This window comes from Pseudomonas frederiksbergensis, from assembly GCF_001874645.1.
Classification (GTDB): domain Bacteria; phylum Pseudomonadota; class Gammaproteobacteria; order Pseudomonadales; family Pseudomonadaceae; genus Aquipseudomonas; species Aquipseudomonas frederiksbergensis_B.
The window spans coordinates 2,126,355-2,145,400 of the sequence record NZ_CP017886.1 but is presented as its reverse complement, the minus strand read 5'-3'; the positions used below and the strand labels follow the sequence as shown (position 1 = coordinate 2,145,400).

Genomic DNA, 19,046 nt, shown 5'->3' with positions numbered 1-19,046 from the left:
TCTGGCCAGACGGCTGTTTCGGAGAATATTGCCTGTCGATTCGCTCTTATGGGGAAGTGTCAGGAACGGTCTGACGCTGACAGGGCCTCCAACACCTCAGCCACACTCCCAAACTCCCGCTCCACCCCCGGCAGCACCGGCCGTTTGAGGATCAACACCGGCACGCCGCGTTCGCGGGCCACTTCCAGTTTGGGTTCGGTGGCGCTGCTGCCGCTGTTTTTGCTGATCAGCACATCGATCTGCCGGCGTTCGAACAGTGCGCGTTCGTCTTCGATGAAAAACGGGCCGCGTGCACCGATCACTTCGCAGCGCTCGTTGCCGGGATAAACCTCCAGCGCGCGTAAGGTCCAGAACTGTTCTGGCGGTATTTCATCCAGGTGCTGCAACGGCTCGCGGCCCAGGGTGAACAGTGGACGCCTGAACGGTTTCAGCGCTTCGATCAGCTCGGCCCAGTCGCTGACCTCGCGCCAGTCATCCCCCGCCTGCGCTTGCCACGCCGGGCGTCGCAGCGCCCAGCACGGGATGGCGCTTTGTTGCGCGGCGGTGGCGGCGTTCTGGCTGATTTGCGCGGCGTAGGGGTGGGTGGCGTCGAGCAACAGCTCAATGCCTTGATCCTTGATGAACTGTGTCAGGCCTTCAGCACCGCCATAGCCACCGACGCGCACCTGGCAGTTCAGGTCGGTCGGCACGCGACCCACGCCCGCCAGGCTGTAGATATGTTGTGGGCCGAGAGTACGGGCAATCGCCAGGGCTTCCGTGACGCCGCCGAGCAGCAACAGACGTTTCATTGAAAAACTCCGGCATGGCCGACGATGCCACCTTGGCGATCAATGGCAAACACCTCGACCTGAACCTGTTTGGGCACCACGCTGCGGGCGAAATCCAGCGCGTGCCGGCACACCGCATCACCGAGGGCGATACCGGCGGCGCTGGCCATCGCCAGGGCTTGCTGGCTGGTATTGGCCTCACGAATGCCTTGCTGCAATGCAGCGTCAGCGCCAATGGCCGCCGCCCATTCGGCCAGTTGCGGCAGGTCGATGCTGGAGTGGCGACTGTGCAAATCCATGTGTCCGGCGGCGAGTTTGCTGATCTTGCCGAAGCCGCCGCAAATGCTCAGTTTATCCACAGGCACTTTGCGCAAGTGTTTGAGCACCGCACCGACGAAGTCACCCATTTCGATCAGGGCGATTTCCGGCAGGTCGTAAACCCGGCGCATGGTGTCTTCGCTGGCGTTGCCGGTGCAGGCGGCGATGTGCAGGTAACCGTTGGTTTTGGCGACGTCGATGCCCTGGTGGATCGAGGCGATATACGCCGCGCAGGAAAACGGTCGAACGATGCCGCTGGTGCCCAGGATCGACAGCCCGCCAAGAATGCCCAATCGCGGGTTCATGGTTTTCAGCGCCAGAGCCTCGCCGTCCTCGACGTTGATCGTCACCTCAAAACCGCCGCTGTAGCTGAGCTCCTGCGCCAGCAGTAGCAAGTGGTCGGTGATCATCTTGCGCGGCACCGGGTTGATCGCCGGTTCGCCGACGCTCAGTACCAACCCCGGGCGCGTGACGGTGCCGACGCCTTTGCCGGCGCTGAAACGAACCCCAGGTTCGCTGATCAAGCGCACCTGACTGTAGAGCAATGCACCGTGGGTCACGTCCGGGTCGTCGCCGGCATCTTTGATCGTGCCGGCTTCGGCGCCGTTGGCCGTGAGGCGACAAAACTCCAGGCGCATCTGCACCTGTTTGCCTTTGGGCAGCACGATCTCCACCGCGTCGCTGCTCACCGCGCCAAGCAGCAGGCGCGCGGCGGCGAGGCTGGTCGCGGTGGCGCAGCTGCCAGTGGTCAGGCCACTGCGCAGGGGGGCAGGTTGTTCGGCGGTTTCGTCACGCATCGAAGGGTTTAACCACGTCCAGCAAGGTAATCGGCAATGCCTGGCGCCAAGTGTCGAACTCTCCCAGCGGCTGCGCCTGAGCGATATGAATCCGCGTCAGTTCGCCACCGTGTTGTTCGCGCCAGGCCATCAAGGTCATTTCGCTTTGCAGGGTGACCGCGTTGGCGATCAGCCGGCCACCGGGTTTGAGCTGCGCCCAGCACGTGTCGAGCACGCCGTCACGGGTCACTCCGCCGCCGATGAAGATCGCGTCGGGCCGCTCAAGGCCGGCCAACGCCTGCGGCGCACTGCCACGAATCAATTGCAGTCCGGGCACGCCGAGGGCGTCGCGGTTGTGTTCGATCAGTTGCTGACGGCCAGCATCGGCTTCAATGGCCAGCGTGCGGCAACTCGGGTGCGCACGCATCCACTCGATGCCGATCGAGCCGCTGCCAGCGCCGACGTCCCACAACAGTTCACCGGGCACCGGCGCCAGACGGGCGAGGGTTATGGCGCGCACGTCGCGTTTGGTCAGTTGGCCGTCGTGCTTGAAGGCTGCGTCTGGCAAGCCAGCCAAGCGTGACAGACGCTGCGCAGTGGGTTCGGCGAGACATTCGATGGCGAGCAGATTGAGGTCGGCGGCGGGTGGATAAGTCCAGTCGTTGGCGGTGCCGTCGATACGTCGTTCGGCCTCGCCGCCCAGATGTTCCAGCACGGTCATCCGGCTCGGCCCGAAACCGCGTTCACGCAGCAGCGCTGCAATCGCGGCGGGGCTGTGTCCATCGTTGCTCAAGACCAGCAAGCGAACGCCGCTGAACCATTGAGCGTTTAGCGCTGCAATCGGCCGGGCAACCACCGACAGCGTGATGACTTCTTGCAACGGCCAGCCCATCCGGGCCGCAGCGAGAGAGCAGGAGGATGGCGCGGGCAGGATCAGCATCTCATCGTTCGGTACTTGCCGTGCCAGGCTGGCGCCCGCGCCGAACAGCATCGGATCGCCGCTGGCCAGCACACAGACCGGCTCACCGCGTTGTGCCAGTACCGGCTCAAGGGAAAACGGGCTCGGCCAAAGCAGGCGTTCACCACGGATGCACGCCGGCAGCAGATCCAGTTGCCGCTGGCCACCGAAAATTCGCGAGGCACCCAGCAGCGCGCGTCGAGCATTCTTGCCCAGCCCCTTGAATCCGTCTTCACCGATGCCTACTACTGTCAGCCAGGGCGCCATCTATATTCCTCAAACTTTAGTGTTCCGACGAGCAGGCAGCGTGAAAACTGCTGCGCTCGGCAATACTGCGTTAAAAACAGGCTCGGAATGCTCATTTACAACCCGTAAACTCCGCTTCCTCGCCTGTTTTTGCCTTGCCTTGCCTTCGCTCGCGACGTTTTCACACCGCCTGCCGGCAGGCTTTTCATGCCATCAGACAAAGCAGGCATAATACCGCGCCTTCGCCCGCGAAGTGCTTCTACCTCTTAGCCGGTCGCCCCCTTGAACGAACGTCAGATGCACACCGCCATACGCCCCTCGGCCTGTCCGGGGTTGCTGCGTATCGTCCAGGCATCGGACGGCGGCATCTGTCGAATCAAGTTGAACGGTGGCTCGATCAGCGCTGCCCAAGCGATGGTCGTGGCCGAGGCCGCCGAGCGTTATGCCGGTGGAGTGATCGAAGCGACCAACCGCGCCAACCTGCAGATTCGCGGGATCGGCAGCGAGCACCGGCCATTGATCGACAGCCTGCTGGCAGTCGGGTTGGGCCCAAAGACTGCGGCCGGCGACGATGTGCGCAACCTGATGCTCAGCCCGGGCGCCGGGATCGATCGACACATGCTGTTCGATACTCGCCCGCTGGCCGAGCAGATCCTCACCACCCTCCAAAACCACGACCGTTTCCACCAGCTGTCGGCCAAGTTTGCCGTGCAACTGGATGGCGGCGAGGCGCTGGCGATGCTCGAACATCCCCACGACCTCTGGTTGAGCGCCGTAGAACGTAACGGCGAGCAATGGCTGGCGTTCGGTCTGGCGGGTTGCCCCACGGGTACACCGGCAGGGGCGGTGTTGCTCAACGACGGCCACGCTTTGGTGGTCGCGGTGCTGGAGCTGTTTCTCGACCTTGCACGGCCGGATCAGACCCGCATGCGGCATGTGCTGGCCGAGTGTTCGCTGGAATCGGTATTGCAGGCCTTGGCCGAGCGTGTGCCATTGACCCCGATCAGTCATTGGCAGCGTCCCGAGTCGCTTCCAGGGTTGCACATCGGTACTTATCCACAGCGCCAGGAAGACCTGGTCTATGTCGGCGCTGTCCCACCTCTGGGACGGCTGGATTCTTCGATGCTCAAAGGCGCGGCGCGTCTGGCCGAGGCGTTCGGTGACGGCAGCCTGCGTTTCACCCCTTGGCAAAGCCTGCTGCTGCCTAACATTCGCGTTCAAGATGCCCCCGTTCTCAGCGAACGATTGCAGGCCCTGGGGTTTCTGCTTTACGCCGATCAAGCCTTGACCCATTTGGTGGCTTGCACCGGTTCCGCCGGGTGCGCAAAAGGTTTGGCGGATACAAAGGCCGACGCCTTGCAACTGGCCACATTGTTGCCAGGCCACGCTGACCGACCGCAGGTTCACCTGTCCGCTTGCTCGCGTTCGTGCGCCGCCGCGCACATCGCGCCGGTCACCTTGCTGGCGGTCAGCCCCGGTCATTACGACCTCTATTTTCGCGATGCAGAGCAGCCGGGTTTCGGCACCCTGCAAGCACGCAACCTCACTATTGAAGCGGCCGGCGCATTGCTTGATGCCCGCCCACGGAGCCCCCTTGATGCTTGATTACATCCGCGACGGTCAGGAGATCTATCGCAACTCCTTCGCGATCATTCGCGCCGAGGCCAAACTCGACCGGATCCCGGCCGATCTGGAAAAACTCGCGGTGCGGGTGATCCACGCCTGCGGCATGGTCGATGCGATTGATGGTCTGCAATTCTCCGAAGGCGCGGGCAAGGCCGGACGCGATGCGCTGGCTGCCGGTGCGCCGATTCTGTGTGATGCGCGGATGGTCTCCGAAGGCGTGACCCGCGCGCGCTTGCCGGCGAACAATCCGGTGATCTGCACCTTGCGTGACGAGAGCGTTCCGGACTTGGCTCGTGAGCTGGGCAATACCCGTTCGGCGGCGGCGCTGGAGCTTTGGCGTCCGCACCTGGAAGGCAGCGTGGTGGTGATCGGTAATGCCCCGACCGCGTTGTTCTACTTGCTGGAAATGCTCGATGCCGGCGCGCCAAAACCGGCGCTGATTCTTGGCTTCCCGGTGGGCTTCGTCGGGGCCGCCGAGTCCAAGGCAATGCTTGCGGCTGACAGCCGTGGCGTTCCGTTTGTGATCATGCAGGGGCGGTTGGGCGGTAGCGCCATGGCCGCCGCAGCGGTCAATGCCCTCGCCACGGAGATTGAATGATGCAGCAACCTGGACGTTTGATCGGCCTTGGTGTGGGTCCTGGTGATCCGGAACTGATCACTGTCAAAGCCTTGCGCCTGTTGCGCGAGTCGCCGGTGGTGGCGTACTTCGTCGCCAAGGGTAAAAAAGGCAATGCGTTCGGTATCATTGAAGCGCATTTACAGGACGCGCAGACGCTGTTGCCGCTGGTCTACCCGGTGACCACCGAGGCCTTGGCGCCGCCGCTGTCCTACGAGCAAGTGATCAGCGACTTCTATGACGCTGCCAGCGAACAACTCGCTGCACATCTGGATGCCGGACGTGACGTGGCGGTGATCTGCGAAGGCGACCCGTTCTTCTACGGCTCCTATATGTACCTGCATGATCGCCTCGCCGAGCGTTACGAGGCCGAAGTCGTGCCAGGCGTATGCTCGATGCTCGGCGGCGCCTCGGTGCTCGGTGCGCCGCTGGTGTATCGCAATCAGAGCCTGTCGGTGTTGTCCGGGGTGCTACCGCACGAAGAACTCAAGCGTCGTTTGGCGGATGCCGACGCGGCGGTGGTGATGAAGCTGGGGCGTAACTTTCCCAAGGTTCGTCAGGTGCTGGAAGAACTCGGCCTGGCAGAGCGTGCGCTGTACGTTGAGCGCGCCACCATGGCCAATCAGAAGATCGTGCCGCTGGATCAGGTTGAGCCGATGTCCTCGCCGTATTTTTCGTTGATCATCGTTCCCGGCGAAAGGTGGCAAGGCTGATGACTCGTCCAGTTCCGGCGATTGTCATTCTGGGTAATGGCAGCCTCGCGACCGCACGCAAGATCCAGCAGATGTACCCAGGCGCCCTGATCCACGGTCTGGCCGAACGGGTCGACGGCGCGGACCGCGTTTACCGCGAGTTTGGCGCGACCCTGCGTCAGCTCTACCAACATGACACGCCGATCATCGCGCTGTGTGCAGCCGGCATCGTCATTCGCACGCTGGCGCCATTGTTGTTGGAAAAAGGTGCTGAGCCGCCGGTGCTGGCCGTCGCCGAGGATGGCAGCGCGGTGGTGCCGTTGTTGGGCGGTCTGGGTGGGGTGAACGTGCTGGCCCGCGAGATTGCGGACGGTTTGGGCGTGGCTGCGGCCATCACCACCAGTGGTGAATTGCGCTTTGGCACGTGCTTGCTCAATCCGCCGAGTGGTTATGCATTGGGCGATCTGGAACTGGGCAAGCGCTTTGTTTCGGATTTGCTGGCCGGTGAGAGCGTGCGTATCGAAGGCGCTGCTCCGTGGCTGGCTCAGGCGCAGCTACCGCAGGATCCGCAGGCGCATCTGACCATTCATGTCGGCAGTGCCGAACGCGAGCCTGCGGTCAATGAATTGCTGATCTACCCGCAAAATGTTCTGGTCGCGGTGAGCGCCGATGTTGCAGATCTGCCGAACGCCATACGCGATGTCTTGCACCAAGCGAAAATCGCCGTGCAATCGGTGGCGTGTCTGTTGGCCAGTGATCAGCAGATGGCCAGCCCGGCGTTGCGTGAAGCGGCGCTGGAACTGGGTGTGCCGCTGCGTTTTGCGACGGCTGGCTCTGTGGCTGAACTGGCAGAAAACGCTGCCGGACAATCCGTGTCTATCCACGCAAACAACGGGATTGCCCTCGCGGTCGCCGACCGGCCGTTGGACCCGTTACTGATCGGTCGTCCACGCGGGCGCTTGGCCGTGATCGGTCTGGGCCCTGGCGCTGCGGAACTGATGGTGCCGGCGGTCAAGGCGGAACTGGCTCGTGCCAACGACGTGCTTGGCTACGAAACCTATGTGCGCATGGCCGGGCCGTTCCGCGCCGATCAAGTGTTGCACTGCACCGATAATCGCGAGGAAATGCAGCGCGCGCGTCACGCTTTCGAACTGGCCGCCCAAGGGCGTTCGGTGGTGGTGGTTTCGTCCGGTGATCCGGGGGTGTTCGCCATGGCGGCGGCGGTGCTCGAAGCGTTGCATGAATCCAGCGATTCGAGCTGGCACAGCGTCGATCTGGAAATTCTGCCGGGTGTCTCTGCATCGCTGGCGACCGCCGCACAAGCGGGCGCACCGTTGGGGCATGACTTCTGCGTGATGTCACTGTCGGACAACCTGAAACCCTGGACGATCATCGAGAAGCGTTTGGACCTCGCGGCAGAGGCTGACCTGGCCTTGGCCTTCTACAACCCGATCTCGCGTTCGCGGCCGTGGCAATTGGGCCGTGCGCTGGAAATCGTCGCCCAGCATCGCACGCCCGAAACGCCGGTGGTGCTGGGGCGGGATATCGGTCGTCCGGGCCAGACGCTGCGGGTCACCACGCTTGGGCAACTGACACCCGAACAGGTTGATATGCGCACCATGGTGCTGATTGGCTCATCCACCACCTGCGTGTTCCCGCGTGCCGAGGGTGGTGAGTGGGTTTATACGCCGCGCTGGTATCCAGCCAAGCCAGTCTCCTGAATAACGGCGACCTCACGCCGAGGTCGCTTGCGTTTTAACTAGGGTTGTTGAAACTAACGTCACCAATAAGTAGCGCGCTTTTGTGTGCGCTGGTTATGGCTTGTTATCGAAGTTGTTTGGGGTTTGTAATTATTGGCATAAGTTATTTGTGTGAATGGGTTTGACGGTTTAAGTTGGGTGCCTTAGTTTGGTTTTTACCGCATGGAGCGGTGATTATTTACTAAGGAAATTTACATGAGTAACGAAATAATTAATATCATTGCAGATCGCCCTTTCAATGAGGCTGTGCAGGATAAGTACTTTGAGCGAGTCGAGGCTCAGTTAACTGAGGTCTTCGCGCGTCCCCGACTCAGGTCATTTGCCAAGAGCGGCGGTGTTTTGGCTGGTCGTGCTGCGGAGACAATTGACGCGTCGGTCGTCGGTCCGTCCCTTGTGGTATTTGAGGAGCGGCTAAGCGAAGATGATAAACAGGATGCACTGGATAGCCAGGCTTTTGCCGAAGCTGTTGTCAATAAATTGCCTGCCGAAACCTCGCAAGAACAGCGGTACATGGCCTATAACGAAGCCTTGTCGGCGATTGGCTGGGTCACAGAAAGCTACACGTATAAGAAGTATGACTCCAAAAAGCTGACGCTGACGATGAACGATGCATTGTTACAAGTGCTTGAGACTGTCATCAGCGCGGGCTCTGGCAATGTGTTGAGTCTTGTCGCGGCGGGCTTTGACAAGCTCAAGGGCGACAAAGAAGCGCTGAAGATCGTGGACGCCGGAAGCAAGGAAAGTTCGGTTGTCAGCTTCAAGGCAGTTCCTTGTATCGTTGCTCCTGGTGGTGGCATGGCAATGGTCATGGGCGGGCTGGATGTGTTCAGCAAGGACTACGATGGCGACTTTCTGTTTTTTACTTTCAAGACGGAGGGGGTTCATCTTTTTCAGGCGGCAGGCATTCGAAAGTTTAATAAGCGCGCGTTTGATCGAAAGCGCCAGCAGGTTTATAACTACATTGACCAGTTTGGCGATGGTCTGTTTAAAAAGATTGCAGGCTAATGAGGCCGTAGGTCCCCTCAATAGAGTGTTGGTTTTTGGTGTGGATGAACAAGGTGTTCAATATGACAGTGCTTGCTGATGCGGTAGTAGTGGGTGGCTGCTTATTGTCCTTTGCGTCCGAGGTTTGCCCGCAGGATAAGCAGGATGTACAGGGCTGTTTGTTGTATGCGGAGCTGGCGGCGAATGATAAGTACCCCGGGCAGGTATCAAAAAAAGCCTGGTTTGATTATTACCAAGGCCGGTTGTTAAAGGCAGGTTTTATACTGAAGGCTATCGTCCCCTCTGACAAGTTTAGGGTGTCGAATGTCAATCAGCTGCTAAGTATCAGTCATACGATTATTGGGCGTTTGGGGGTGGAACGTTTAGCTCAGCTGATCGAGGAAACCTACAGGGTGTTGAAGCTGGACGAGTTTGCCTGGAACTTCTTTCGCGACAATGTCGCGAACGGTGGTTCGGGTATTCTCAAATGTGCGCCTTGCGAACGCCTTGACTCCGGCGACGTCGTCGTCTGCTTGTACGGTTTGCGCTATAGCACCGCAGTGATTGAGGATGACTTCTTCTTCTGGAGTGAAATCGACAAAGAGGTGGTTATCACCCCGGATGGCGGCGTTTTTGCTTTCAATCGGGAGGTGTTTGAAAACTACCGAGAGCGGGTCCACGAAAAAATTGATGCTTACTCAGATAAGGTCCTCGTGCAAAAGCTGAAACTCTGAGTGATTGGATCTGATCAAAAATGACAAGGCCTTGTGTTTTTTAGCACAAGGCCTTTTTTTGTTGCGGCAACTTCGCAGCGCACTAAGGCACCAAATACCCTTTGACCCCGGTAAAGATAATCTGCGCCGCCAACGCACACACAAACAACCCCATCAACCGGCTGACAATCTGCAAACCCTGGTCGCCGAGAATTCGCTCAATGCGGTTGGACAGGTAAAGCACCACGCCGACGGTCAGGCTGGCCATGGCTATGCTGAGGATGGCGGTGAGTTTGTCGTCCCAGTGCGGCTGGCTGACGCCCATGACCAGCAGGGCCCCGATGGTGCCGGGGCCGACGGTAAGCGGAATGGTCAGCGGGACGATGGTCACGTCCTGCTGCACGTTATCGGTCTGGACCGCTGACTTGCCCTGAGCCATGCCCAATGCCGAGATGAACAGCACGCTGCCGGCGCCAATGCGGAAGGCGTCTACGGTGATGCCGAATACACTGAAAATCATTCGCCCGAACAAATACAGCAGGACGCTGGAGACCAGGGTCGCGAGGGCGACATTCCAGGCCAGGCGCCGTCGTTCCTTGTTGGAATAACCTCGGGTCAGGCTGATGAAACAGGACAAGACGAAGAATGGGCTATAGAGCACCAGCATCTTCAGGTAAACGCTGAACAACACGTGGAGCATGGTGCAAGCTCACTGGCGAGGGAAGTCGGGAAGGATTCTATCAGGCGCTGCGGGGTCTGTCGGCTCAGGACGTCTGAGCCGTTGCCTGATTCTGCTGATCGCGCTGTGCGACCCAGTGCTCGATCAGTTCACGCAGTTGTGAAAGCTCGACGGGCTTGGCCATGTGCCCATCCATGCCGGCCTGGCGCGCGCGTTCTTTGTGTTCGGCCAGGATGTGTGCGGTAAGCGCCACTACCGGTGTGCGAGTTCGCTGGTTGCCCACCTCCCAGGCACGCAATTGCTGGGTGGCGGAGAACCCATCGAGGATTGGCATCTCGCAATCCATCAACACCAGGTCGTAGCGCTGGGCCTTCATTGCTTTCAAGGCTTCTTCACCGTTGCTGGCGGTGTCCGGCTGAAGGTTGAGCTTGCCGAGCATGCCGCGAATCACTTTGGTCGAAATGCTGTTGTCTTCGGCCACCAGGATGCGGAAATCGCTCGGGACCTTGACCACCGCAGGTGCGCCGGTTGGCAGTTGCTGCGAGATGGCCAGGCCTTTGCTGCGTTGGCTTAGCTCGTCCGCCAGCGTGGTCTTGAGGGTGTAGCCGGCCACGGGTTTGGCAAGGATGCGTTTGATCCCGGCATTGCGCGCGATGACCTTGCTCGGCGCGTTGCTGATGCCCGTGAGCATGATCAGCAGAATGTCGTGATTCAGGCTCGGGTCTTCCTTGATCTTTGCCGCCAGTTGCATGCCGGTCATGCCGGGCATGTTCTGGTCGAGCAGGACCACGTCGAAGTAGTCACGCAGGTGCGCCTTGGTGCGCAGCAGGGCGAGGGCTTCCTTGCCGGAAGGTACGGCGCTGACGTTCAGCCCCCAGGCGCTGCATTGCTGCACCAGGACTTTGCGGCAGGTGTCATTGTCGTCCACCACCAGCACTCGGGCGCCTTGCAGCGGGCCGTCGAGATCGGAGGTCGGGTGTTCGAGGCGCTCGGGGTCCAGCGGCAAGGTCAGCCACAGTGTGCTGCCCTGATTGCTGCCGCTCTTGATGCCAAACTCGCCGTGCATCAGCAGAATCAATTGGCGGGCGATCACCAGCCCCAGGTTACCGCCCAGCCGTGTGGCGGAAAGGAAGTTCTTGCTGTGCAGTTCGGCATGCAGCAGGGCTTCTCGCTCTTCGGCATCCATGGGTTGCCCGCTGTCTTGCACGGCAATACGCAGGCGCGGTTTGTGGCTGCGTTCGTCGAGGGCAACGACGATAAGGATTTCGCCTTCGTCGGTTTTCTTCAGGGCATTTTCCAGCAGGCTCAGCAGCGTCTGGCGCAGACGTGTCGGGTCGCCGCTGATCACGCGAGGGACCTGTGGCTGGATGAAGCTGATCAGCTCGACGTTCTGTTGTTCGGCCTTGGCGCGGAAGATGCTCAGGCAGTCTTCGATCAGTGCGTTGAGGTCGAACTGCACATCGTCGAGTTCGATTTGCCCGGATTCAAGCTTGGAGATGTCGAGGATTTCATTGATCAACGTCAGCAGTTCATTGCCGGCGCTGTGGATGGTTTGCACGTAGTCGCGCTGTTTGACCGACAGCGGGGTGCCCAACAGTAGCTCGGTCATGCCCAGCACGCCATTCATCGGGGTGCGGATTTCGTGGCTGATTTTTGCCAGGAATTCGGCTTTGGCATTGATCTCGGCATTACTCGCTGCCAGGTCGCGGCTGACGCTGAAGCGGTCCTCGGTGATGCTGCGTTGGCGCTCGCTCAGGGCGATGCTCATCAGCACGCCGCTGATGCAGATGAAGGCCATCAAGGTCATGATCAGACCTTGCGGCGCAACCAGGGTCAGCCCCAGCAGCGCCGGCAGGATAATCAGCGTGCCGACGTTGAACACCACCATTGCTGCCACGAACAGGCGTGCTGGTCGGTAACCCTTTTGCCAGTGATAGGCGCTGACAAAGAGCATGCTCAGGCCCGCGAGGGCCACCAGCGCATAGGTGATGATGTTCAGCGGCAGGGTGTCGACGAACAGCAACAGCAGGCTGCACAGGACAATGAACAGGATGTCCCCCAGCAGCAATCTGTTCAGTGGATGCGGGCCCAGCGGGGCAAAGAAGCGGTAGGCGAACATCAGGCCGCAGGGGGCCGTCAGCAGCAGCGACAGATAGGCGCCGGGTGTTTGCACGGCATGCCAGTCGGGTAGCCATGGGCCTGCCAGGTTCAGCAACAGTACCAGACTGAGCAACAACAACCCCTCGCATGCCGCCAGCCAGGCGCTGCTGCGCGAGCGGCTATAGGCATAGCGCGTGAGGTTATACAGGATCAGCATCGCGATGCAGCCAAAAAACAGGCCGTAGATCAGCGTCTGGTTCTGGTGGGCTGCCGTCATCACCGCCGATTGCAGGGTGATATAAGGCCGCAACTCGTGTTCGGAAACCAGTCGCAGATAGACGTCGAGGGGCTTGTCGCTTTGAGGCAGCGGCAGCATGAAGTCGCTGCTGGGGAGCGGTCGATCGCTCTGCGGTTGCTCGTTGCCACTGGTCAATTGCTCGATCAGCGTGTCGCCATCCAGAACGTAGAGGTTCAGGTGCAACAAATCGGGGGCGAAGATGCGCAGCAGTTGTTCGTGTTTGCCGGGATTGAGTTTGAAACGCAGCCACAACGCGCCACTGGGTTCGGCGGCGGTGATCTGGTCGAGCTCAATCGGGCTGAATTGGTTGGTGTAGCGAGTCGAGCGGATGTCGCTCAGTTGCAGGTCTGCCTGTTCGTCGAGCAATACCGCCCAGCCACTGCCTTGCGCGGCTTGGGCCGGGAGCATGCAGAGCAGGGTCAGCAGAGTGACGGTGAAGCCTATGGCAATCCTGAGCCAGCGCACGGCGAAATCCCTTCGTAGGTTGATGCCAGATTATAACTATGCGCGGCGCCGGAATAGTACGGCAAGGGCCACAGGCCCTTGCCTAGCCGAATGGATAGCTTATTCCTGATTTTCGCCACGCTCGCGGGCAATGGCGCGGTAGCCAATGTCCTTGCGGTAGAAACAGCCTTCCCAGTTGATTTTTGCGGCCAGTGTGTAAGCCTGCTGCTGGGCGGCATCGACGCTTGCGCCCATGGCGGTGGCGCAAAGCACCCGACCACCGGCCGTCACAACCTTGCCGTCCTTGAGTGCGGTACCGGCGTGGAAGACTTTGCCTTCAAGCTGAGCTGCGGCATCCAGACCTTCGATGGCCGCGCCCTTGGCGTAATCACCCGGGTAGCCGCCAGCCGCCAGTACAATGCCGACGCTTGGACGCGGATCCCATTGTGCTTCGACCTTGTCCAGCGCCTGTGCCAGCGCCGCTTCGACCAGCAATACCAGGCTCGACTGCAGGCGCAGCATCACCGGTTGGGTCTCAGGGTCGCCGAAACGGCAGTTGAACTCGATGACTTTCGGGTTGCCGGCTTTGTCGATCATCAGGCCCGCGTAGAGGAAACCGGTGTAAACGTTACCTTCTGCGGCCATGCCGCGCACGGTTGGCCAGATCACCAGATCCATGACGCGCTGGTGAACTTCGCTGGTGACCACCGGGGCAGGGGAGTAGGCACCCATGCCGCCCGTGTTCGGGCCGGTGTCGGCATCGCCAACACGTTTGTGGTCCTGACTGGTGGCCATCGGCAGAACGTTCTTGCCGTCGACCATGACAATGAAGCTGGCTTCTTCGCCATCGAGGAACTCTTCGATGACCACGCGCGAACCGGCGTCGCCGAATGCGTTGCCGGCGAGCATGTCGCGTACGGCGTCTTCGGCTTCGGTCAGGGTCATGGCGACGATCACGCCTTTACCGGCGGCCAGGCCATCGGCCTTGATCACGATCGGCGCACCTTTTTCACGCAGATAAGCCAGGGCTGGCTCGATCTCGGTGAAGTTCTGGTAATCGGCCGTCGGGATCTTGTGGCGAGCCAGGAAGTCCTTGGTGAATGCCTTGGAGCCTTCCAGCTGAGCGGCGCCAGCGGTTGGGCCGAAGCAGTCCAGGCCACGTTTGCGGAACAGGTCGACCACGCCCGCGACCAGCGGAACTTCCGGACCGACGATGGTCAGGGAGACGTTTTTCTCGGCAAAATCGGCCAGTTGCTCAAGGGCCAGCACGTCGATAGCGACGTTTTCGCACTTGGCTTCAATGGCCGTACCGGCGTTGCCCGGGGCAACGAAGACTTTCTGTACGCGCGGATCCTGAGCGACTTTCCAGGCCAGGGCGTGTTCACGGCCACCGCTGCCAATGATCAAAACATTCATTTCAAAAACCTCGGATGACGCTAATTCTGTGGGAAGCGCTGCAAACCTCCGTAGGAGCTGCCGCAGGCTGCGATCTTTTGATCTTGATTCTGAAAAGAAAAGTCAAAAGATCGCAGCCTGCGGCAGCTCCTACGGGGGGAGCGGTGTATTAGTGACGGAAGTGGCGCATGCCGGTGAAGACCATCGCGATGCCAGCCTCGTCTGCAGCAGCAATCACTTCGTTGTCACGCATCGAGCCGCCTGGTTGAATCACGGCGGTGATGCCGACCTTGGCTGCGTTGTCGATGCCGTCGCGGAACGGGAAGAACGCGTCCGAGGCCATGACCGCGCCCTGCACTTGCAGGCCAGCGTGTTCAGCTTTGATGGCGGCGATGCGCGCAGAGTTCACGCGGCTCATCTGGCCAGCGCCGACACCGATGGTCTGACGGTTCTTGGCGTAGACGATGGCGTTGGATTTGACGTACTTGGCGACTTTCCAGGCAAAGATCAGGTCGTTGATCTCTTGCTCGGTCGGTGCGCGCTGGGTCACAACCTTCAGGTCTTCGCTGCCGATCATGCCGATGTCGCGGCTCTGTACCAGCAAGCCGCCATTGACGCGCTTGTAGTCCCAGGCAGCGGCACGATCCGCCGACCATTGGCCGCAGGCCAGCAGGCGAACGTTGGCCTTGGCGGCGACGATGGCACGAGCTTCTTCGCTGACCGATGGGGCAATGATCACTTCGACGAACTGACGCTCGACGATGGCTTTGGCGGTTTCAGCGTCCAGTTCGCGGTTGAACGCGATGATGCCGCCGAAGGCCGATTCGGTGTCGGTGGCGTATGCCAGTTCGTACGCCTGGCGGATACCGCCTTCGGCGTCCGGGCTCACGGCAACGCCGCACGGGTTGGCGTGCTTGACGATGACGCAGGCCGGTTTGACGAAGCTCTTCACGCATTCCAGCGCGGCGTCGGTGTCGGCCACGTTGTTGTACGACAGCTCTTTGCCTTGCAGTTGGGTCGCGGAGGCGATGCCGACTTCGGCAGGCTTGGCTTCAACGTAGAACGCCGCGCTCTGGTGCGGGTTCTCGCCGTAGCGCATTTCCTGGGCCTTGACGAACTGGCTGTTGAAGGTGCGCGGAAACTCGCTGCGACCTTCGGTGGTGAGGGTTTCAGCGGCCTGGTTCACGGTGCCCATGTAGTTGGCGATCATGCCGTCGTAGGCGGCGGTGTGTTCAAAGGCCTTGAGCATCAGGTCGAAACGCTGAGCGTAGGTCAGGCCACCGGCCTTGAGACTTTCCAGCACGTTGGCGTAATCGCTGGCATTGACCACGATGGCCACGTCTTTGTGGTTCTTGGCGGCCGAGCGCACCATGGTCGGGCCACCGATATCGATGTTCTCGATGGCGGTCGGCAGGTCGCAGCCTGGCTTGTTGATGGTGGCTTCGAACGGGTAGAGGTTAACGGCGACCAGATCGATCGGCTTGATGCCGTGCTCGTTCATGATTGCGTCGTCGATACCGCGACGGCCGAGGATCCCGCCGTGGATTTTCGGGTGCAGGGTTTTCACCCGACCGTCCATCATTTCTGCGAAACCGGTGTAATCCGCGACTTCCACAGCGGCTACGCCATTGTCCTGCAACAGCTTGAACGTCCCGCCGGTGGAGAGGATCTCGACGCCGAGAGCTTCGAGCTCCTTGGCGAATTCAAGGATCCCGGTCTTGTCGGAAACGCTGATCAAGGCGCGGCGGATCGGCAGGCGGGTAGTCTGGTCGGTCATCTCAATGTCCATCAAAAGCAAAGGAAGTCAGCAAAAAAGGCGACCGGTTTTAAGCGGGCGCCTTTCTGGTTTGATTGAATGCTTACAACAAATCGTACTGCTTGAGTTTCTTGCGCAAGGTGCCGCGGTTCAGTCCCAGCAGCTCACTGGCCTTGGTTTGATTGCCCTTGACGTAGTTCATCACGCTTTCGAGCAGGGGAGCCTCGACTTCGGAGAGCACCAGGTTGTACACATCCGTGACGGCAGCGCCTTCAAGGTGGGCGAAATAATTGTGCAGCGCCTTCTCGACACTCCCGCGAAGGGTCTGGCCTTCTTCGCTCGGTGTATTGAGGTGCTGTTTCAAATTTACATTGTCGCTCACGGGTGCTGTTCCACTCACTAAAGTCTCGGTCATCATCGTCATGCGGCCACCCCTTCTCCGTCCCCTGTCAGGCTCTTGTAGCGCTCGGCGAAGAACTCCCGAACGTTGGCGCATTGTGTTTCCGTACCATCCAAACGATTGAAGTGGGCGCGAAACTCCCTGGCGCCCGGCAGGGTTGCGAGATACCAGCCGACATGCTTGCGAGCGATGCGTACGCCCATGACATCTCCATAGAAAGCATGGAGCGCGGCCAGATGCTCAAGCAGAATACGTTCCACCTCGATCAACTCTGGTGCCGGGAGTTTTTCGCCGGTACGCAGAAAATGCTCGATCTCACGAAAAATCCATGGCCGCCCCTGGGCAGCCCGGCCTATCAGCAGGCCATCGGCACCGGTCGCGTCGAGCACGTGCCGGGCCTTCTCGGGCGAGTCAATATCGCCATTGGCGAAGACCGGAATCGACACTGCCTGCTTGATCGCGGCAATGGTGTCGTACTCGGCAACGCCTGTGTACAGATCGGCACGGGTCCGGCCATGCACCGCCAGCGCCGTAATGCCTGCCTGTTCGGCGATTTTCGCCACTGTCAGGCCGTTCTTGTTTGCGCGGTCCCAGCCCGTGCGGATCTTCAGGGTGACCGGCACATCAACCGCCGCCACGACGGCGTGCAGGATCTCGGCCACCAGGTCTTCATCTTTCAGTAACGCGGAGCCGGCGGCCTTGTTGCAGACCTTCTTTGCCGGACAACCCATGTTGATATCAATAATCTGAGCGCCCAGCTCGACGTTGGCGCGTGCTGCCTCCGCCAGCATCTGTGCATCGCCACCGGCGATCTGCACCGAGCGCGGCTCGGGATCACCTTCGTGGACCATGCGCAGACGCGATTTGCGGGTGTTCCACAAACTCATGTCGCTGGTGACCATTTCCGAGACTACAAGCCCTGCGCCCAGTCGTTTGCACAGCTGACGAAAGGGTTGGTCAGTGACCCCCGCCATCGGGGCGAGAATCAAGCCGTTGTGCAATGTATATGGGCCGATGCGTACCGCCGACATAGGACTTCCCTGTTGTGGGGTCGGATCATGAGAGTTCGAAAAAGGGTTGGCATGATACCCGCTCTCGATGACTGGATAAAGGCTGAATTGGATAAAATCTGAACAGTTATTCGGTTATTGCCAGCCGTTTGGTTCGAGGCGCCGGAAGTCAGAAAATGGCTGTCAGTTGCGCGAGACCCGGCGTCGAGTGAAGCGATTCACTCGGGCGAGTGGAAGCTCAGGCTGTAGTTCACGGCTTTGGGGCCGGGATCGAGGATGTCCAGGGCAATATGGATCGGTGTTTGCGGCGGCATTTCCGCGAGGTCCGCGAGGTCGCCATTGAGGTACTCGCCCGGTTTGAATCGGCGGCTGGCGATCAGATGGCCATTGAGGTCGGCAAAGCGCAGTTCCAGCAATGGGAACGGCTGTGAGAACGATGCGCGGTTGTAGATGATTGCGTCGACCACCAGTGCGCCGTTGAAGTCCGGGTGACTACGCACCACCAGATTGCTGCTTTTGATTTTCGCGATGTCGACCTTGGATGGCACATTGCAATTAATGTGCGGGCACAATTGCTGGAACCAGGGGCGGTATTGGTCCTGACGGGCCAGTTCGTCGAAGTGGTAGGCAATGTACTGGCCGGCAAGGGTCGCGGCGCCCAGCAGGACCATCAGGCCCCAAAAGAACCGGCGACCCCAGGGTGAGCGGCGTTTTTGCCAGTCGAGTTGCAGTGGGTCGTCGACCAGGTCCTGCAGCACCTCGTCATGCATGGCCGATTCGTTGCGTGTGCGCTTCTTGCGTACGGGCTCGACCTCATGAGCTTCGTCGTCGATGTCGTCATCGGTCGCGGACAGGCGTTCATGTTTCGCTGGAGGCTCCGGCGTTTCGAATGGCTGGTCCAGGCGCAGTTGCGGTGCCTGCGGCTCATCGTCCAGTTCGACCAGTTCGACCAGTTCGAGCGACAGCGAGGGTTCAGTGCGCGAGGGTTTTTCCGGTTCGTCGGAGATGTCTGCCGATCGATGGCTCCCGGTCGGGGTGTGCGCGTTTTCGCTGGCCAGTGCGCGTTCGGCGGCTGAATCGCTGAACAGGCTGTCGGACCACGGCTCTTCGCCTTCGGTCGTATCCCGGCGGGCACTCAGTGAGTCTTCCTTGTGCTTGCGCTCATGGCCGAACTCTTTGGTGGGCTGGATTTCCCGTTGTTCGAGCTTGGCGAGTTCTTCGTCGAGGTCGAGGCTGTCCAGGTCCAGTTCGGCGGCTGTCCACTGCTTCTGGCTGATGGCCCGTTGCGTGGGAGGCTCAACCGGAGGTGGTGTCGTGAGAGCAACCGCTTCCTTGCCCATGCGTTGCTCGAGCAACTGCCGTGCAGCATTGAACACTTGCAGGCAAGAGCCGCAGCGAACCACCCCGCGGGCCACGTTCAATTGGGCGTGGCTGACGCGGAAACTGGTCTGGCAATGCGGGCACTGGGTGACGAAGCTGTCGGTCATGCGGCCATCCGGAGTATGCAG

General features: G+C 60.4%; 16 protein-coding genes. 6 read left to right on the top strand and 10 right to left on the bottom strand.

Features of this window, described 5'->3' with window-relative positions:
• Nucleotides 1–59: 59 nt before the first annotated feature.
• From BLL42_RS10505 to cbiE, 3 genes are read right to left on the bottom strand one after another with little or no spacing between them, the layout of a single operon-like run.
• Nucleotides 60–788 (bottom strand): cobalt-precorrin-6A reductase, encoded by a 729-nt coding sequence (locus BLL42_RS10505; RefSeq protein ID WP_071551996.1) that lies wholly within the window; start codon nucleotides 786–788, stop codon nucleotides 60–62.
• Nucleotides 785–1,882, bottom strand: a complete 1,098-nt coding sequence (locus tag BLL42_RS10500) for a cobalt-precorrin-5B (C(1))-methyltransferase (protein ID WP_071551995.1) — start codon at nucleotides 1,880–1,882, stop codon at nucleotides 785–787. Before BLL42_RS10500 ends, BLL42_RS10505 begins: the two co-directional genes overlap by 4 nt.
• Nucleotides 1,875–3,086, bottom strand: coding sequence for a precorrin-6y C5,15-methyltransferase (decarboxylating) subunit CbiE (gene cbiE, locus BLL42_RS10495; protein WP_071551994.1), 1,212 nt, complete (start codon nucleotides 3,084–3,086; stop codon nucleotides 1,875–1,877). Before cbiE ends, BLL42_RS10500 begins: the two co-directional genes overlap by 8 nt.
• A 276-nt stretch (nucleotides 3,087–3,362) precedes the next feature.
• Here cbiE and cobG point away from each other — a divergent pair, with 276 nt between their 5' ends.
• The 6 genes from cobG (at nucleotide 3,363) to BLL42_RS10465 (ending at nucleotide 9,477) form a co-directional block, all read left to right on the top strand.
• Nucleotides 3,363–4,670, top strand: a complete 1,308-nt coding sequence (gene cobG, locus BLL42_RS10490; RefSeq protein WP_071551993.1) for a precorrin-3B synthase — start codon at nucleotides 3,363–3,365, stop codon at nucleotides 4,668–4,670.
• Complete coding sequence (locus tag BLL42_RS10485; protein ID WP_071551992.1) at nucleotides 4,663–5,289, top strand: precorrin-8X methylmutase; 627 nt, start codon at nucleotides 4,663–4,665, stop codon at nucleotides 5,287–5,289. The genes cobG and BLL42_RS10485 overlap by 8 nt, the downstream gene beginning before the upstream one ends.
• A complete protein-coding gene (locus tag BLL42_RS10480; protein ID WP_071555733.1) occupies nucleotides 5,289–6,020 on the top strand; it encodes a precorrin-2 C(20)-methyltransferase in 732 nt (243 codons plus the stop codon). The genes BLL42_RS10485 and BLL42_RS10480 overlap by 1 nt, the downstream gene beginning before the upstream one ends.
• Nucleotides 6,020–7,720, top strand: a complete 1,701-nt coding sequence (gene cobJ / locus BLL42_RS10475) for a precorrin-3B C(17)-methyltransferase (protein ID WP_071551991.1) — start codon at nucleotides 6,020–6,022, stop codon at nucleotides 7,718–7,720. Before BLL42_RS10480 ends, cobJ begins: the two co-directional genes overlap by 1 nt.
• A gap of 234 nt (nucleotides 7,721–7,954) precedes the next feature.
• Nucleotides 7,955–8,764 carry a hypothetical protein gene (locus BLL42_RS10470; RefSeq protein ID WP_071551990.1) on the top strand — a complete coding sequence of 270 codons (810 nt, stop codon included), beginning with the start codon at nucleotides 7,955–7,957 and terminating at the stop codon, nucleotides 8,762–8,764.
• Between the two features lie 62 nt (nucleotides 8,765–8,826).
• A complete protein-coding gene (locus BLL42_RS10465) occupies nucleotides 8,827–9,477 on the top strand; it encodes a hypothetical protein (RefSeq protein ID WP_071555732.1) in 651 nt (216 codons plus the stop codon).
• Nucleotides 9,478–9,559: 82 nt separating this feature from the next.
• Here the strand turns inward: BLL42_RS10465 and tspR are convergent, their stop codons facing one another.
• From tspR to BLL42_RS10430, 7 genes are all read right to left on the bottom strand, one after another.
• A complete protein-coding gene (gene tspR / locus BLL42_RS10460; protein ID WP_071551989.1) occupies nucleotides 9,560–10,156 on the bottom strand; it encodes a type III secretion system genes modulator TspR in 597 nt (198 codons plus the stop codon).
• Between the two features lie 64 nt (nucleotides 10,157–10,220).
• Nucleotides 10,221–12,998 carry a hybrid sensor histidine kinase/response regulator gene (locus tag BLL42_RS10455; protein ID WP_071551988.1) on the bottom strand — a complete coding sequence of 926 codons (2,778 nt, stop codon included), beginning with the start codon at nucleotides 12,996–12,998 and terminating at the stop codon, nucleotides 10,221–10,223.
• 99 nt (nucleotides 12,999–13,097) lie between these two features.
• Nucleotides 13,098–14,393: a phosphoribosylamine--glycine ligase gene (gene purD, locus BLL42_RS10450; protein WP_071551987.1), complete on the bottom strand. Its 1,296-nt coding sequence runs from the start codon at nucleotides 14,391–14,393 to the stop codon at nucleotides 13,098–13,100.
• A gap of 148 nt (nucleotides 14,394–14,541) precedes the next feature.
• Nucleotides 14,542–16,149 carry a bifunctional phosphoribosylaminoimidazolecarboxamide formyltransferase/IMP cyclohydrolase gene (gene purH, locus BLL42_RS10445; RefSeq protein WP_071551986.1) on the bottom strand — a complete coding sequence of 536 codons (1,608 nt, stop codon included), beginning with the start codon at nucleotides 16,147–16,149 and terminating at the stop codon, nucleotides 14,542–14,544.
• Nucleotides 16,150–16,231: 82 nt separating this feature from the next.
• Complete coding sequence (fis, locus tag BLL42_RS10440; RefSeq protein ID WP_007921650.1) at nucleotides 16,232–16,552, bottom strand: DNA-binding transcriptional regulator Fis; 321 nt, start codon at nucleotides 16,550–16,552, stop codon at nucleotides 16,232–16,234.
• Nucleotides 16,549–17,559 carry a tRNA dihydrouridine synthase DusB gene (gene dusB / locus BLL42_RS10435; protein WP_071551985.1) on the bottom strand — a complete coding sequence of 337 codons (1,011 nt, stop codon included), beginning with the start codon at nucleotides 17,557–17,559 and terminating at the stop codon, nucleotides 16,549–16,551. The genes fis and dusB overlap by 4 nt, the downstream gene beginning before the upstream one ends.
• Nucleotides 17,560–17,756: 197 nt before the next feature.
• On the bottom strand, nucleotides 17,757–19,025 hold the full coding sequence (locus BLL42_RS10430; protein WP_071551984.1) for a DUF3426 domain-containing protein: 1,269 nt from the start codon (nucleotides 19,023–19,025) through the stop codon (nucleotides 17,757–17,759).
• Between the last annotated feature and the right edge of the window lie 21 nt (nucleotides 19,026–19,046).

Bases quoted from the DNA above. Each gene is read 5' to 3' on its own strand.
- BLL42_RS10505 (WP_071551996.1), bottom strand. From the start codon at position 788: ATGAAACGTCTGTTGCTGCTCGGCGGCGTCACGGAAGCCCTGGCGATT.
- BLL42_RS10500 (WP_071551995.1), bottom strand. From the start codon at position 1,882: ATGCGTGACGAAACCGCCGAACAACCTGCCCCCCTGCGCAGTGGCCTG.
- cbiE (WP_071551994.1), bottom strand. From the start codon at position 3,086: ATGGCGCCCTGGCTGACAGTAGTAGGCATCGGTGAAGACGGATTCAAG.
- cobG (WP_071551993.1), top strand. From the start codon at position 3,363: ATGCACACCGCCATACGCCCCTCGGCCTGTCCGGGGTTGCTGCGTATC.
- BLL42_RS10485 (WP_071551992.1), top strand. From the start codon at position 4,663: ATGCTTGATTACATCCGCGACGGTCAGGAGATCTATCGCAACTCCTTC.
- BLL42_RS10480 (WP_071555733.1), top strand. From the start codon at position 5,289: ATGCAGCAACCTGGACGTTTGATCGGCCTTGGTGTGGGTCCTGGTGAT.
- cobJ (WP_071551991.1), top strand. From the start codon at position 6,020: ATGACTCGTCCAGTTCCGGCGATTGTCATTCTGGGTAATGGCAGCCTC.
- BLL42_RS10470 (WP_071551990.1), top strand. From the start codon at position 7,955: ATGAGTAACGAAATAATTAATATCATTGCAGATCGCCCTTTCAATGAG.
- BLL42_RS10465 (WP_071555732.1), top strand. From the start codon at position 8,827: ATGACAGTGCTTGCTGATGCGGTAGTAGTGGGTGGCTGCTTATTGTCC.
- tspR (WP_071551989.1), bottom strand. From the start codon at position 10,156: ATGCTCCACGTGTTGTTCAGCGTTTACCTGAAGATGCTGGTGCTCTAT.
- purD (WP_071551987.1), bottom strand. From the start codon at position 14,393: ATGAATGTTTTGATCATTGGCAGCGGTGGCCGTGAACACGCCCTGGCC.
- purH (WP_071551986.1), bottom strand. From the start codon at position 16,149: ATGACCGACCAGACTACCCGCCTGCCGATCCGCCGCGCCTTGATCAGC.
- fis (WP_007921650.1), bottom strand. From the start codon at position 16,552: ATGACGATGATGACCGAGACTTTAGTGAGTGGAACAGCACCCGTGAGC.
- dusB (WP_071551985.1), bottom strand. From the start codon at position 17,559: ATGTCGGCGGTACGCATCGGCCCATATACATTGCACAACGGCTTGATT.
- BLL42_RS10430 (WP_071551984.1), bottom strand. From the start codon at position 19,025: ATGACCGACAGCTTCGTCACCCAGTGCCCGCATTGCCAGACCAGTTTC.